The sequence below is a fragment of the Hymenobacter sp. B1770 genome (assembly GCF_049896385.1).
Classification (GTDB): Bacteria; Bacteroidota; Bacteroidia; order Cytophagales; family Hymenobacteraceae; genus Hymenobacter.
The window spans coordinates 56,434-71,098 of sequence record NZ_JAFCUF010000010.1 but is presented as its reverse complement, the minus strand read 5'-3'; the positions used below and the strand labels follow the sequence as shown (position 1 = coordinate 71,098).

Annotated in this window: 9 protein-coding genes; 5 read left to right on the top strand and 4 right to left on the bottom strand. The window is 58.3% G+C overall.

Going from position 1 to position 14,665, the window contains the following annotated elements:
* Positions 1-116 precede the first annotated feature (116 nt).
* Complete coding sequence (gene iscU / locus ACP7AJ_RS18150; RefSeq protein ID WP_190923982.1) at positions 117-527, bottom strand: Fe-S cluster assembly scaffold IscU; 411 nt, start codon at positions 525-527, stop codon at positions 117-119.
* A gap of 46 nt (positions 528-573) precedes the next feature.
* Positions 574-1,788, bottom strand: coding sequence for an IscS subfamily cysteine desulfurase (locus tag ACP7AJ_RS18145; RefSeq protein WP_426061615.1), 1,215 nt, complete (start codon positions 1,786-1,788; stop codon positions 574-576).
* Between the two features lie 211 nt (positions 1,789-1,999).
* Here ACP7AJ_RS18145 and mce point away from each other — a divergent pair, with 211 nt between their 5' ends.
* The 3 genes from mce to ACP7AJ_RS18130 all read left to right on the top strand — a co-directional run bounded on the left by mce (position 2,000) and on the right by ACP7AJ_RS18130 (position 4,480).
* Positions 2,000-2,407, top strand: coding sequence for a methylmalonyl-CoA epimerase (gene mce / locus ACP7AJ_RS18140; RefSeq protein WP_426061614.1), 408 nt, complete (start codon positions 2,000-2,002; stop codon positions 2,405-2,407).
* Complete coding sequence (locus ACP7AJ_RS18135; RefSeq protein ID WP_426061613.1) at positions 2,404-2,976, top strand: L-threonylcarbamoyladenylate synthase; 573 nt, start codon at positions 2,404-2,406, stop codon at positions 2,974-2,976. Before mce ends, ACP7AJ_RS18135 begins: the two co-directional genes overlap by 4 nt.
* A gap of 64 nt (positions 2,977-3,040) precedes the next feature.
* Positions 3,041-4,480 carry a CCA tRNA nucleotidyltransferase gene (locus ACP7AJ_RS18130; RefSeq protein ID WP_426061612.1) on the top strand — a complete coding sequence of 480 codons (1,440 nt, stop codon included), beginning with the start codon at positions 3,041-3,043 and terminating at the stop codon, positions 4,478-4,480.
* Positions 4,481-4,672: 192 nt separating this feature from the next.
* Here the strand turns inward: ACP7AJ_RS18130 and ACP7AJ_RS18125 are convergent, their stop codons facing one another.
* Complete coding sequence (locus tag ACP7AJ_RS18125) at positions 4,673-7,399, bottom strand: GIN domain-containing protein (RefSeq protein ID WP_426061611.1); 2,727 nt, start codon at positions 7,397-7,399, stop codon at positions 4,673-4,675.
* 63 nt (positions 7,400-7,462) lie between these two features.
* Positions 7,463-7,810, bottom strand: coding sequence for a PadR family transcriptional regulator (locus ACP7AJ_RS18120; RefSeq protein WP_426061610.1), 348 nt, complete (start codon positions 7,808-7,810; stop codon positions 7,463-7,465).
* Positions 7,811-8,220: 410 nt separating this feature from the next.
* Here ACP7AJ_RS18120 and ACP7AJ_RS18115 point away from each other — a divergent pair, with 410 nt between their 5' ends.
* Together ACP7AJ_RS18115 and ACP7AJ_RS18110 are read left to right on the top strand one after the other, a co-directional pair.
* The gene (locus tag ACP7AJ_RS18115; protein WP_426061609.1) at positions 8,221-9,354 is read left to right on the top strand and encodes a PorV/PorQ family protein; all 1,134 of its coding nucleotides are present in this window, start codon (positions 8,221-8,223) and stop codon (positions 9,352-9,354) included.
* 88 nt (positions 9,355-9,442) lie between these two features.
* On the top strand, positions 9,443-14,632 hold the full coding sequence (locus ACP7AJ_RS18110) for a C25 family cysteine peptidase (protein WP_426061608.1): 5,190 nt from the start codon (positions 9,443-9,445) through the stop codon (positions 14,630-14,632).
* Positions 14,633-14,665: the final 33 nt, after the last annotated feature.

Below are 14,665 nucleotides of genomic sequence, written 5' to 3'. Positions count from 1 at the left end.
GGATTTGATAAAAAAAACCATCCTAAGCGCAACGAAGGACCTTACCGCCGTCGAACAGGAAATGTTCTAACGTGATAAGGTCCTTCGCTGTGCTCAGGATGAGAGAAACCAGTGCCTTAGTGGTGCGAAAGCTCCAGGGCGGGCAGGCCGTTCTTCACGCGGTAGTCCGAGATAGCCGACTTGATGGCATCTTCAGCCAACACCGAGCAGTGAATCTTCACGGGCGGCAGGGCAAGCTCTTCCACAATCTCCATGTTGTCGATGGCCAGGGCCTCGTCAACGGTTTTGCCTTTCAGCCACTCGGTAGCGAGCGACGACGAAGCAATAGCCGAGCCGCAGCCAAAGGTTTTGAACTTCGCGTCGGTGATGGTATTGGTAGCTTCGTCTACCTCAATTTGCAGGCGCATTACGTCGCCGCACTCAGGCGCGCCCACAAGGCCAGTGCCTACGTTCTTTTTGCTTTTGTCCAGCGTGCCCACGTTGCGGGGGTTGCTGTAGTGGTCGATTACTTTATCGGAGTAAGCCATGGCTTTTTTTAATTAGAATTTTATAAGGTGCAGTGGTTGAAACCGATTAATGCTCGGCCCACTCAATCTTGCTCAAATCAACTCCTTCCTTGAACATCTCCCACAGGGGTGACATTTCGCGAAGCTTGGTTACGGCCTCTTTTACGTGGCCGATGGCGTAGTCAATTTGTTCGTCGGTGGTGAAGCGGCTCAGGCCGAAACGCAACGAGGAGTGGGCCAGGTCGTCGCTCAGGCCCAAGGCCTTAAGTACGTAGCTAGGCTCCAAAGAGGCCGAAGTACAAGCCGAGCCCGAAGAAACAGCCAAGTCTTTCACGCCCATCATCAGGCCTTCGCCTTCTACGTATTTGAAGCTGATGTTGGTAACGTGGGGGAGGCGGTGCTCACGCGAGCCGTTCACGTAGCTTTCTTCCAAGGTCAGGAGCTCGCGCTCGAGGCGGTCACGCATGGCGCTCAAACGAGCGGTGTCAGCTTCCATCTCCAGCATGGCCAACTCACAGGCCTTGCCCAAGCCCACGATGCCGGGCACGTTGAGCGTACCTGAACGCATGCCGCGCTCGTGGCCGCCACCGTCCATCTGGGCAGTAACTTTTACCCGGGGGTTCTTACGACGCACGTACAGCGCGCCTACGCCCTTGGGGCCATACATTTTGTGAGCCGTGAAAGCCATGATGTCGATGCCATCGGCAATCACGTCTACCGGAATTTTGCCCACGGCCTGGGTGCCGTCCGTCATAAACAGCGCGCCGTGCTTATGAGCAATTTTGGCGATTTCGCGGATGGGCTGAATGGTGCCCGTCTCATTGTTGCCATACATGATGGTAACGAGAATGGTCTCGGGCGTCATGGCCGCTTCCAGCTCTTCCAAGCTGATGAGGCCTTCTTCGTTTACGGGCAGGTAGGTAACGCGGCCGCCGAGCTTCTCAATGTGCTTGCAGGTGTCGAGCACGGCTTTGTGCTCGGTGGTGGCGGTGATGATGTGGTTGCCTTTCTGGCTGTACATCTCAAACACGCCCTTGATGCCCAGGTTGTCCGACTCGGTAGCGCCCGAAGTGAAGATGATTTCTTTGGGGTCGCAGTTGATGAGCTTAGCAATCTGCTCACGCGAATAGTCAACGGCTTCTTCAGCAGCCCAGCCAAAGGGGTGGTTGCGGGAAGCAGCGTTGCCGAATACTTCGGTCAGGTAAGGCATCATGGCCTCCAGCACTCGGGGGTCGAGGGGCGTGGTGGCGTTGTTGTCGAGGTAAATGGGGAGCTTAAGCATTGCGCGCAGCGGTAAAGCAGAGTGGTAAACCAGCGAATAACTGGACCCTTGTAGAACACGGTTAAAGGGTAATCAGTTTTCTTTGGTCCCACAAAAGTAGATACAATCTAAATAAGGAAATGCGTGGGCTTCCGGCAACCGATCTAAAAGCTCGATAAAACGACCTTTTTGCACCAATTACTGGCCTTTTGCCTTTTTCTTTTCGTCCCTCATGCTCACTAATCTCGAACACCTCGGCCTGGCCGTGAACGACCTGGAGGCCGCCACGGCTCTCTACACCACCCTGCTGGGGGTGGCGCCCTACAAGAAAGAACACGTGGCCAGCGAAGCGGTTGACACTGTTTTTTTCCAAGTAGGAGGCTCTAAGGTTGAGCTCTTGGCTGGCACTTCGCCCGAAAGCGCCATCACCAAGTTCCTGGCGAAGAAGCCGGAGGGCATTCACCACGTCGCGTTCGAGGTCGATGATATCCGGGCCGAGATGGAGCGGCTGAAAGGGGAGGGGTTTGTGCTGCTGAACGAGGAGCCCAAACGCGGGGCCGACAATAAGCTCGTGTGTTTTGTGCACCCGAAGAGCGCTGCCGGCGTATTAGTTGAACTCTGTCAAACCATATCTGCATGAACCGTTTTCAGCAAGAAGTAGAAGCCGCCGTCGATGCCCTGCTGCTGCAGCAAGTCATTTTGTACCCCACCGACACGGTTTGGGGCCTGGGCTGCGATGCCGAAGCGCCACCCGCCGTGAAACAGCTGTATAAGCTGAAGAACCGGCCCGAAGGCCAGCCGAGCATTGTGCTGGTGGCCGATTTGGCCATGCTCCGGCGCTATGCCGCGCAGGTGCCCGACGAGCTGGAAGAGCTGTTGGCAAACGAAACCCGGCCCACCACTTACATCTTGCCGGCCAGCCGCACCGTGGCGCCTGGCCTGGTAGCGCCCGATGGTACTGTGGGCTTGCGCGTGGTGAAGGACGAGTTTTGCTTTAAGGTAGTGCGGCGCCTTGGCCATGGCCTAGTCTCTACCTCAGCCAACAAAGCCGGCGAGCCGGCTCCCGGGGTGTACACAGAGATTGATGCAGCCATCTTGCGCGGCGCCGACCATGTAGTGAATTGGCGGCAGGAGGATGCTACCCGAGTGGCGCCGTCGCGCGTGGTGCGGCTGGGCGACGGCGGCAAGCTGGAAGTGGTGCGCGAGTAGCCTAACTCAGCCACAAACCCGCTCCGGACTTGCTGTGAAAAGCAGAGTGCCGACCTTTGCGGCCATGAAGACGCCCCAACTGCCCGAACTGCCCATCTTCCGTACCATCGCCGAAGCAGCTGCCGAGCTGAAACAGCCAGCCTACGTTATTGGCGGCTACGTGCGGGATTTGGCCTTGGGCCGCGACAGCAAAGACATCGACGTGGTGACGGTGGGCGACGGCATTGCCCTGGCGCAGGCCGTGGGCGCCAAGCTGCCAGGCCGGGGCCGAGTCACGGTGTTCAAGAATTTCGGCACGGCCATGCTGCCCACCAAAGAAGCCGGCGAGATTGAGTTTGTGGGAGCCCGCAAGGAAAGCTACCGCGCCGACAGCCGCAAGCCCGAGGTAGAAGCCGGCACCCTGGAAGAAGACCTCGCCCGCCGCGACTTCACCATCAATGCTCTGGGCTTGAGCCTGAACCCCGAAGACTTCGGCGCCCTCGTCGACCGCTACGATGGCATGAAGGACCTAGCCAGCAAAACCATTCGCACGCCGCTGGGGCCCGACGTTACTTTTTCGGACGACCCGCTGCGCATGATGCGTGCCGTTCGCTTCGCCAGCCAGCTCAACTTTGACATTGAGCCCGACACCTTCGACGCCATCATCCGGAATAAAGACCGGATAAAAATCGTTTCGCAGGAGCGGATTACGGTCGAGCTGAACAAGATTATCGAGTCGCCCACGCCCAGCTACGGCTTCAAGCTGCTGTTTCAAACGGGGCTGCTGCACCTTATTTTTCCGAAGATGGCGCTGCTGCACGGCGTGGAAAAAGTGGGCACCCACGCTCACAAGGACAATTTCTACCACACCCTGCAGGTGCTGGATAACGTGGCCGCGGCCGGCGGCGACCTCTGGCTTCGCTGGGCCGCCGTGCTGCACGACATAGCCAAGCCCGCCACCAAGCGCTACGACCAGCGCGTGGGTTGGACTTTCCACGGCCACGAAGACAAAGGCGCCCGCTGGGTGCCGGGCATCTTTGCCGAGTTGAAGCTGCCGCAGGGCGAGGAAATGCGCATGGTGCAGAAACTAGTGCGCCTGCACCTGCGCCCCATTGCGCTGGTGAAAGAAACCGTGACCGACTCGGCCATCCGCCGCCTGCTCTTCGAGGCGGGCGAGGACATTGACCGCCTCATGCTACTTTGCCGGGCCGACATTACCAGCAAGGACCACCAGCGCAAGGAGCGCTACCTCCGCAATTTTGGGCAGGTAGAGGAGAAGCTAAAGGAAGTAGAAGAAAAAGACCACCTGCGCAGCTTCCGCCCGGTCATCACTGGTGAAATCATCATGGAAACCTTTGGCTTGAAGCCCTCACGCGCGGTGGGCGAGCTAAAGGAAGCCGTGATGGAAGCCATACTGGAAGGCACCATTAAAAACGAAATGGACGAAGCCCTGGCCTTCCTGTTGCAGCAGGGGGCGGCCAAAGGACTCCGTCCGGAAGGAGGCATAGTTCACTCACCAAACTAGGCCTGTCTTCTTTTCTTCGCGTTAATCATGCAAGGAGTAGATATACGAGTTTGATTGCAGGACGTTCGTCTAATAACTCGTAATAATCAAGACCCTGGGCATGATTCTGGTTAGCAACAACGGCGAACGGCGGGCTTTGAACTAGTACTATGGCTGGCTACTGCTGGCAAGCAGTCCTCCGGATTAGCGTAGTTACAGACGCTTCACAATGGAAGGACCGGTGGCGTCCACGCGGGCGCTGTTGGGCTGGCCGCTGTAGGTAATCTGGCTGGCGCCCACGGCGTCGCCCTTGATGCTTTGCGTTACGTGGAGGCGAGCCTTGCACACGCCGGCTAGGTCGACGGTGGCAGTGCGGGCCTGCAGGTTGGCGGCCGCCAGCTCGCAGGCACCGGCGGCGTCGAGTTCCAGGGCATTGGCGGTGCCGCTGGCGGTGGTGCGGCAGGCGCCGGCCTGTTCAATTTTCAGGTTTTCGTAGCTACCATTCAGGCGCAGGTGGCTAGCGCCGGCCTGTTCCACTTCCAGGCGGTCCTGGCGGTCAAAGCCGCCGAGGTCGGCCTGTACGCTGCCAGCTAGCTCAAGCTTTTCAATCGTAGGCATTTCCACCTGGATGAGCACCTTTTCCTCGCCCCGCTTCCAGTTGCGGCCAAAAAACGAAGTGTTGCGGGGCCGGATTTCCAGCGTGTTGCCGTTGCGGTTCACGCGCAGGTCGTCGATGATGCCCTCATCGCCCCCGGCTACTACCTTGAACGTGTTGCCCTTACGCACCACCACGCGGTAGCCACCCACCACCAGCACTTTATTGAAGTCCTGTTCGTCGAACGTGCGGCGGGCACTGCCGTAGCTCTCAAAGTCGGTCTTGAAGGAGGGTGCGCCGCCGTAGTTGAGCTTAAGGCCGCTGCCGCCTTCGTCGCCATCGCCATCGCCAGTGTCGCCCCCGTTCGAGCTACTGTCGTCAATGTCAATGTTGATATTAACGTCGTCATTTTCGTCGTTGGAGGCCGAGTCAGTAATGTCGGCGTCGGCGCAGGCTATGCACTCCAGCTTATTGCCGCGCAGGCGGTAGCGGTGCTGTTCGGGGTTGTTGGGGCGGCGGTTATTTACAAAATGTTCGTCGCGGAGCATGTTGTTGGCAAAACGCTCGCTCAGGCGGAAGGTGCGGTCGCGGGGCAAGCGGAGGGTCACCGTCAGCTCCTGGTTGCGGAACTTGGCGCCGGGCAGGAAGGAAAAGTGGTCGTCGAGTATCAGCGAAGAGTCGCCCCTGGCCCGCACCGTGTAGTCGATGGAAGTGAGCGCGTTGCGGCGGGCCTCTTCTTCGGTAGGGCCTTTCGAACTCAGCAGGCGCAGCACCTCTACCGTCCGGCCACTGTCGGCGGAAGCGAGACGCACGTTCACGTGCTGCTCCCAATCACGGTCTACGCGGCGGGCATCGAGCATAATAACCGGCGTAATAATGGCCGAATAGCGCTCCAGCTGCTCCACCTCAGCATCGTGCTGATACTGTTGGCTTTGCTGCGCTACGGCCATGGTTACGCCCACAATGCTCAGAATCCACAGGCCCAGCAACGACAGGCTTACGGTGCGCGACATCAACGAGCGGCGCAGCAGCAAATTCAGGCCGCTCAGCAGCAGGCCCAGGGCCGGAATACCGAAGGCAAAGAAGCCGGCAATGATGCCCCAGGCAGGAATTCCATTGAGCATTACGTGGGCAGGCGCATCGCCCAGGGGAATGTTTTCGGAGTTGGGAATCAGGCCAATGCCCGCGCCCAGCATAATGGCCAGGGTCAGGAGCAGCGAAAAGCCCGCTACCGTGAGCAACACGCCAGCCACTATGCGAATGGCCGAGCCGGCAAAGTCAACCAATGGGCGCAGGCCCCGGGCGGCATCTTCTACAAACGCCCCCACCGGCCGGTTGGTGGTCGTGGGGGCGTCGCTAAAAGCGTTGTTGCGCAGGCTGCTATCGAAGCCTTCCAGGGTTACGGCGTCGCCGCGCATCCGCATCTTGTCCGAAACCGTTTTGGCTTCGGGCAAGACTATCCAGAGTATGATGTAGAGAATAAGGGTGAAGCCTCCGGCAAACAAGCCGGCGAGCAGCAGCACCCGCACCAGGGTCACGTCGATGTTGAAATAAGCGGCCAGACCCGAAGACACGCCCGCAATTTTGGCCGTACCGGTGTCGCGAAACAGCTTGCGGCCGGCCAGCGGGCCTTGGTTCAGCATGGCCTCGTTGGGGGCAGGCGCGTCGTAGCGCTTGGGCAGCACTATCCAGAGGATGATGTAGGCCAAGAAGGCCCAGCCGCCAAACTGGAAGTGGTTGTCGTCGTGGTTGTAGTTGAAGGCTCCGAATACGCCGGGCAGCAGGAAGACCAACACTATCCAACCCAGCCGCACCCACACCGGGTTGATGGCAAAGTACTGCGCAATGCCCGCGGCTACCCCGGCCACGCGGCGGTGGGCCATGTCGCGGTAGAGGCGCCGGGGCTCGGTAGCCGTAGCCGCGTCGGTTGCAGAAGCACCTTCGGAGCCAAAAGCGCCTTCCGGGCCAAACGTCCCTTGGGGTCCGAAGGGCCCGTTGGGGCCGAAGGGCCCGTTGGGGCCGAAGGTGCTGCCTGAGGCGGTGGCCTGGGCGGGTTCTTCTACGTCTTCGGCGTCGAGGTCATCGGCTGCGAAGTCGCTTACCCGGCCCATCTTGGCCGTCATGGCTTCTACGTCGGCCAGGGTGATGACCTGCTTAATGGAAGAGGTACGGGCCGCAAAAAGCTCCGCGATGCGCCCCTCAATGTCGGCGACGATGTCTTCATGGCCGCGGTAGCTGGCGAAGTGAGCTTTCACCTCGGACAGGTAGCGGCTGAGCACCTCGTAACCGTCCTCCTCGATGTGAAAGATAATTCCTTGCAGATTGATGCTGATGTTCTTTTTCATGACAAAAGGCTGAAAAACGGCCGTTTAAATTCTGGTGAGTGAAGAAGGAAAAAGACGGCTAAATCAAGCAGTGGGCTTCGTCGGGGCACTGTGCCGGATGATGCCCACCGAGGTGGCCATTTCCTCCCAGGTATCGCGCAGTTCGGCCAGAAACTGGCGGCCGGCATCGGTCAGGGTGTAGTACTTGCGGGGTGGACCGCTGGTGCTCTCCTTCCAGACATAGTCCAGCAGGGCGGCATTTTTCAGGCGGGTAAGCAGTGGATAGAGCGTGCCCTCCACCACTATCATGCGGGCCGAAGTCAGCTCCTCCAGCATATCGGAGGCGTAGGCTTCGCCGCGGGCGATGATTTCCAGGATGCAGAATTCAAGGATTCCCTTGCGCATCTGAACCTGGGTGTTCTCGAGTTTCATGGGCGTTACGAATAGCTAGTGGGTGAGAAACAGTACAAATGTATGGTAGGTACTTTGTAACGCAAGGTACTGGATGAATAATTCCTTAAGCTGTTATGAAATATCTTATTAAGCACTGATTATCAGAGACAAATATTTTGTGAAATTTCGCCCTTATCGAGTCCTGACACTAAGCAAGGCGCTTTGGCGAGGGACATGCCGCTCGCATAAGGAGCCCGAAGGGAGAGGAAAGACGAGGAAGCCACACCTGATTGGTAGCAGGCAAGGGGCGTGCAGCCCCCTTCCAAAGCGCGGTGCCGGGCGCGCCAAAATCCGAGCTAACCGGTTTGGCTCGGATTTGGTGGGGCCCGACGCACTTTAATGAATTAACTTGCGTTCCGTCAGCGAAATTCTTACCCGCTTACTTGCATATGCTCCAACTCTCCTCTGCCGCTCGTGGGCTGTTTTTTCTGGGTGCTACCGTAGCCCTGGCATTGCCAGCCACCGCTCAATCTACCAAAACACCCAAGTACAGCAACGAATTTTTGAACATTGGTGTGGGAGCCCGGGCGCTTGGCATGGGCAAGGTGCAGGTGAGCTTGGCCGACAACGCCACTGCTGGCTATTGGAACCCCGCAGGCCTCGCCAACCAAACCCAGAAATACGACGGTGTGCTGATGCACTCCGAGCTGTTTGCCGGCGTGGTGAAAAACGACTACGGCGCCTTTTCCATGCCCCTCGACGACAAGAGCGCAATTGGAGTGAGCGTGATGCGGCTGGGCGTCGACAACATTGCCGACACCCGCAATCTCATCAACGAATACGGCTACATCGACTACAACAAGATTGAACTGTTCTCGGTGGCCGACTACGCCTTGCTGCTGTCGTATGCGCGCAAGCTGGGCAACGTGGAAGGCCTAAGCGTGGGTGCCAACGGCAAAATCATCTACCGCAACATCGGCAAGTTTGCCAGCGGCTACGGCTTTGGCATCGATGCCGGGTTGCAGTACAACCACAAGGGCTGGAACCTGGGCCTGATGGCACGCGACATCACGACCACTTTCACGCAGTGGAACATCAACGCCGAGGAGTACACCAAGGGCATCAACAGCACTATTGCCAACGGTCCCGACGCCATTCCGACCAATAGCGCCGAAATAACGCTGCCGCGCTTGGTGCTGGGTGCCGGGCGCCGCTTTGAGCTGCCTAAGCAGTTCTCGGCCTTGGTAGCCGTCGACTTGGAAACCACCACCGACGGCCAGCGCAACACTCCCATCTCTACCAAAGCCGTGAGCGTGGACCCCCGCATCGGCGTTGAGTTTGGCTATAAGGACTTGGTTTTTCTGCGCGGCGGCGCCGGCAACTACCAGAAGATTCAAAACTTCTCTGCCAACAGCAACGGCACGTTCGACAGCAACTGGAAAGGCCAGTACAGTGTGGGCGCTGGCGTGGCCGTCAGTGGCCTGCGCGTCGACCTGGCCTTGTCGCGCCTGGCCGTAGAGAAGCTGGGCAGCTCCTCGCAAACCAACTCGCTGATTGTGTCACTCGGCTACGCCTTCAAATAATAAAAGCAGGCTTTGCTTTGTGCAGACCTGCTTTAGCGTAGCATAATGGCTACGTAATACTACTAATAGATGTACTCTACCAGGTTGTATGGAAAAGAAAGTTACTCTTAAAATGAGGGAGTTGAGATGGGCGCTGTTGCTGCTGTTTGGCTTGTTTAGTGCGGTGGCGCAGGCACAGTCGGGCCCCTACGGCAACGAATGGATAGTGCCGAGCCAGCAATACTATAAAATACAGGTGACCCGGGATGGCATTCACCGCCTGAGCTACCAGTACCTGACTCAGGCCGGCCTTACCAACATCGACCCCAGCCGCCTGCAGCTCTGGCGTCGGGGCCGTCAGGTAGCGGTGTTTCAAGGTGGGGCGCCCACTGTGTTCGATGCCAATACTTACCTGGAGTTTTACGGGCAGCGCAACGACGGCCAGCTCGACGCTGGCTTGTATAAGAACGATGCCGACCAGCCCCACAAACTATACAGTTTCTACACCGACACCGCCGCCTACTTCCTTACCTACCCGGGAGCCACGGCTCCAGCCGCCAAGCGAATGGCGCAGCCGGTAGCAGCCGGCGGCACTCCGCACGCCTGGCGCTTGGCCAGCAGCCTGAAGCTGGAAACTAATTCGTTCAACGAAGCTCAGCGCGGTAGCACGTTTCTGCCCTGGCTTGAATCAGGGGAGGGCTTCTTTTCGCAGGTGCTGGGAGGCGTTTCGACCACCACCACCGATTCGGTATTGCGGGCAGTAGTGCCTACCGGCCCAGCTCCAACTCCAAGCATTGAAGTGAGATTGGTGGGAGCCAGGTTTTCACCTCATAATGTTGAGGTGCTGGTGCTCAACCATGCCACCAATACCTACCGGTCGATAGCACGATTGATATTCAGTGGTTACGGACATGCTGGTGGGAAATACCCGCTCCAGCGCGCTGAAATCGGAGCCAACGGACTGGTCACGGTGCAGCTATCGGGCAGTGCTGGCGGTGGTACAAATTCGACAGCTGATTACTTTTCCCGCGCTTTTATTCGGGTAATAGCACCCCAGGCCAGCCGTTGGATAGGACCGCGCCGTCATCAGGCGTTTGCCAGCGATTCCTTATTAGCTGGGCCTGCTACTTACGAATTGGATAGCATTCCAGCGTCGGTAGTGGGCTACGACATTCATGATGTTTGGAACGTGCAGCGCATTGCGCCCACCACCGCCCAAACTTTGGGTCCACTAGCGCGTCGTTTTGTGTTTCCGAGCGCCACTGCCAGTCAGTCCCGCCGGTTGTTCCTTGCCGATGCGCAACGACCCTTCGTGCCTCTGCCAGCTAAACCAGTGCGCTTTCGCACCATCAATCAGTCGGCAGTCAATTTCGCTATCGTCTCTCACCGGCAGCTTTACGGCGCAGCACTGGACGGCACTACTTCAGTGCCCAACGCGGCGCGCGAGTATGCCAAGTACCGTACTTCAGCGGCAGGCGGAGGATATGACACGCTATTAATTACTGCTTCGCAGCTCTACGACCAATTTCATTACGGTGAACGCTCGTGGATGGCATTGCGGCAGTTTGGTATGTGGCTGGCTGCAGGCGCCCCTAATAATGCTGACCGGTACCTGTTGCTGTTGGGCAAAGGTATTGTGCCGAGTGAGGGCGGAGTGCGTTACCGCACCGGGGGCGAGTTTGGGCTGGACTTGATACCAAGTAGCTCTCGGGCGGCATCAGATAACATGATAACGGCAGATTTCCGGGCTAATAATTTTATACCAAAGCTTCGCACCGGCCGTCTGACGGTGATTGCTCCCCAGCAAATAATGAACTATCTGGGCAAGCTGCGCACGCACGAAGCTTTGGGACCTGAGCCATGGCGCAAAAATGTACTCCATCTGGTTGGTGGAATCAATGCCGGAGAAATGGCGTGGTTCAAAACCATCATGGACCGCAACAAGACCCGGGTAGAGCGGCCCTTGCTGGGCGGGCGGGTGTTCTCCGAATACCGGACGAACGTGCTGCCTGTAAGCTTGAACATATCCAACTATTTGAACCCCGGGCTTGGATTGATAACCTACTTTGGTCACGGCTCAAATAACAAGTTCTCTCTTGATTTCGGTGTGCCCTCCGACCCTTCAAATAACTACAACAATACCGGACGGTACCCTTTGTTTTTCCTCAACGGTTGTGAAGGAATTCACACGTTTACGAGGGCACCTACAGTGTTAGAGGATTGGTTATTTACCGCGCAGAAGGGGGCACTGGGTGCGTTAGGCGAATACGGATTGAGCTACCCCGACCGGCTGGAAATTGCAGCGGACACGATTTATAAGCTCATGTTTAATACCCCACAGTTCTTCGGAAAGCCTATGACGGCTATCTATTCTGAAGCTGTGCGGCGGATGCAGAACACGCCTTATTTTACCGATGATATCGGTATTGAGCAGCTGCTGGGCACTGGCTGGCAGGGCGACCCCACGCTGGCTTTGTTCGCACCGGAAAACCCCGATTTTATTGCCAGCGCCGCTGCCATATCGGTTACGCCCGCACCGGGGCAAGGCCCAGTAAAGGCCTCATCCACAGAGTTTGTGCTGAACGTGGGAGTTTCCAACCCCGGCAGGGTAACTTTTGACCCGCTCGAGATTAGAATAACCCGGACTTACTCCGCAAGCTCCGGGCGGCAACCGCAGATTTACTCCTTATACACTCGCCGCCAGGCTTGGCGCCGCGACACCACTTATGCTTTTACGTTGCCCAACACTCTGGCCGAAGCAGGTGTCAGCACCTTTAAGGTGGAGCTGGACCCCAACAACCGCGTGGTTGAGCTGAGCGAGACCAATAACACGGCCCAAATTGACTTCACCTTCCTGCAAGGCGGGCTGGCCGTGGTGAACCCAACCGAGTTCGAAATTGTGAACGTAGCCCGGCCCCGACTGGTGGTGCAGAACAACGACCGCAACGGGGCGCAACGGGGCTACAATTTTGAGCTCGACACCGTGCCTACCTTCAACAGTCCCATCCGGGTGGGGGCGCCCCTCATCACTGCCGGGGTGGTAGCCGAGTGGCAGCCCGTTCTGCCCACCGTGGCCTCGCGCGACAGCGTGGTCTGGTACTGGCGCGCGCGTTTCAACACGCCGGCCGTGGGCGAGGATGGTGATTGGGTAACCTCCTCGTTCCGGGTAATTCCTACCAGTCCCGGTGGCTGGTCGCAGAGTCACCATGGCCAGTTCAAGCGCACGACCCGCACGGGCGTTGATGTAAGTGCTCCAAGCGGGGCTTGGGCATTTGCCTCAAACCGGGTTCCGCTGGTGATGCGCACCCGGGGCGGCGGCGTAGTGCGGTCAGCGCCACAGTTTAGTACCCTGATTGGAGCCGGAATCTACCTGCAATCGGCCGGCGCTCCCTCTACGGTAAGCGGCTGCGGCGTGAGGTCGCCAAACTTGTTGGTGGCCGTGTACGAGCCCGGCGGCCTAGCCCCCGTGACCATGCCCACCACCTACCAGCGTTGTGGCACCGCACCCAACTACTTCTATTACTTCTCGGCCAGCGACCCCGTGGGCGGGGCTGCGCTCGACACCCTGGACAACCTGAACTACAGCAGCGCGCGTCAGCAGCAGTTAGCCACTTTCCTGGCCGCTGTGCCGGCGGGTTCCTACGTCGCCCTGGTTTCGGCCAACCGGTTACGTTACTCTCTGCTGCCCGCCGCCCTCAAAACCTCGCTGCAAACCCTGCTGGGCTCGCAGCTGATAACCCAGCTCGCCGATGGCGAACCGCTGGCCTTGATAGGTCAGAAACTAACGGCTAGTACCGGTCGCCTCGTCCGGGAAACCGGCCCCGACCACACGTTAACTATTCCGGCGTATAGCCAAACCATTGAGTTGCGCGACAGCCTACAGCAGCGGGCCACCGCCGGTCGGGTGATATCGCCCCGCATTGGCCCGGCCAAAGAATGGCTGAGCCTGTACTCCACCATTCGCACCCTGACTCCCAGCGGCTATCGCACCCTCAGCGTGGTGGCCATTGATACGCTCAACCGTGAAACCGTGGTGCTGCCCAGAGTTACTTCTTCTGTGCAAGCCCTGGCAGCCATTTCGGCCGCGCAGTACCCTTACCTGCGCTTGGAGCTGGCCCTTGGCGACTCCGTAACCCGCGTGCCGCCGCAGCTTGAGCAGTGGCTGGTAACCTACCGCGGCCAGCCCGAAGGCGTGGTGCGGCGTGACTCGGTGCTGCCTGCTACTTATGCCTCGGCCAACCTGCTCCGCCAGGCAACGACTGGCGATGGCATTATCCGCTTCCCGGTAAAGTTTCAGAACGTATCCAATGTGGCCTTCCTGGCGCCGTTGAAAGCCCGGGTGGTAGTTCGCAACATAGGCAGCAACCCAAGCACGGTGGTAAACACCCAGGAACTTACCCTCTCGGGTCCTCCATTGGCCGCAGGGGCCATGGCAACGTTCAACGTGCAAATTGACATGAAGGGCCGCTTTGGTACGTTTGCCATTGAAGTCTTTGTGAACCCCCGCCTCCAGCCCGAACAGCTTTACTCCAACAACGAACTGTTGCTGGAACCCTTCTCGGTTATCGACAACAACGTGCCCCCGACCTTGGACGTAGCGTTCGACGGCCGCCACATTCTCAACGGCGACTTGGTATCGCCTACGCCGCTTATCAATATTCAACTCAGCGACGAAGACAAGCTGCGTCACATCTCCGACCGCTCGGTGTTTACCGTTACCCTGCTCAAGCCGGGCTCGTCTTTGCCTACTCAAGTGGACCTCAACGGCTCGAATATCAACTTCACCGTGGACAAGACCAACGGCAGTGTGGCCAAGCTGGAGTACCGTCCTGGCCTAAGCGCCCCGCTGGCCGATGGCATGTACACACTGCGAGTGCAGGGCCGCGACCCCAGCAATGCCAGTGCCGGCTCCCAGGACTTCCAAGTGAAATTTGAAGTAGTCAATGCTTCCAAAATCACCAACGTTTACCCGTATCCGAACCCCGTGGTGAGCAAGGCCCGCTTCGTGTTCACGGTGACAGGGCAGGAGTTGCCGCGCAACATGAAAATCCAGATTATGACCATCACCGGCCGGGTGGTGCGCGAGATTTTCATGAACGAGCTGGGCCCCCTGCACATTGGCAATAACATCACCGATTTCGCCTGGGATGGCACCGATTCCTTCGGTGACCGCCTGGCTAATGGCACCTACCTCTACCGTGTGTCGCTCGACGACCCTAACGGGACGTTTGGCCGTCGCGAAACAGCGGGAGACACTGCCTTTAAGAATGATTGGGGCAAGCTGGTGCTGATGCGCTAATTGGCTGGTCTTTAAAAGAAAAAGGCCCCGACT

Bases quoted from the DNA above. Each gene is read 5' to 3' on its own strand.
- iscU (WP_190923982.1), bottom strand. From the start codon at position 527: ATGGCTTACTCCGATAAAGTAATCGACCACTACAGCAACCCCCGCAAC.
- ACP7AJ_RS18145 (WP_426061615.1), bottom strand. From the start codon at position 1,788: ATGCTTAAGCTCCCCATTTACCTCGACAACAACGCCACCACGCCCCTC.
- mce (WP_426061614.1), top strand. From the start codon at position 2,000: ATGCTCACTAATCTCGAACACCTCGGCCTGGCCGTGAACGACCTGGAG.
- ACP7AJ_RS18135 (WP_426061613.1), top strand. From the start codon at position 2,404: ATGAACCGTTTTCAGCAAGAAGTAGAAGCCGCCGTCGATGCCCTGCTG.
- ACP7AJ_RS18130 (WP_426061612.1), top strand. From the start codon at position 3,041: ATGAAGACGCCCCAACTGCCCGAACTGCCCATCTTCCGTACCATCGCC.
- ACP7AJ_RS18125 (WP_426061611.1), bottom strand. From the start codon at position 7,399: ATGAAAAAGAACATCAGCATCAATCTGCAAGGAATTATCTTTCACATC.
- ACP7AJ_RS18120 (WP_426061610.1), bottom strand. From the start codon at position 7,810: ATGAAACTCGAGAACACCCAGGTTCAGATGCGCAAGGGAATCCTTGAA.
- ACP7AJ_RS18115 (WP_426061609.1), top strand. From the start codon at position 8,221: ATGCTCCAACTCTCCTCTGCCGCTCGTGGGCTGTTTTTTCTGGGTGCT.
- ACP7AJ_RS18110 (WP_426061608.1), top strand. From the start codon at position 9,443: ATGGAAAAGAAAGTTACTCTTAAAATGAGGGAGTTGAGATGGGCGCTG.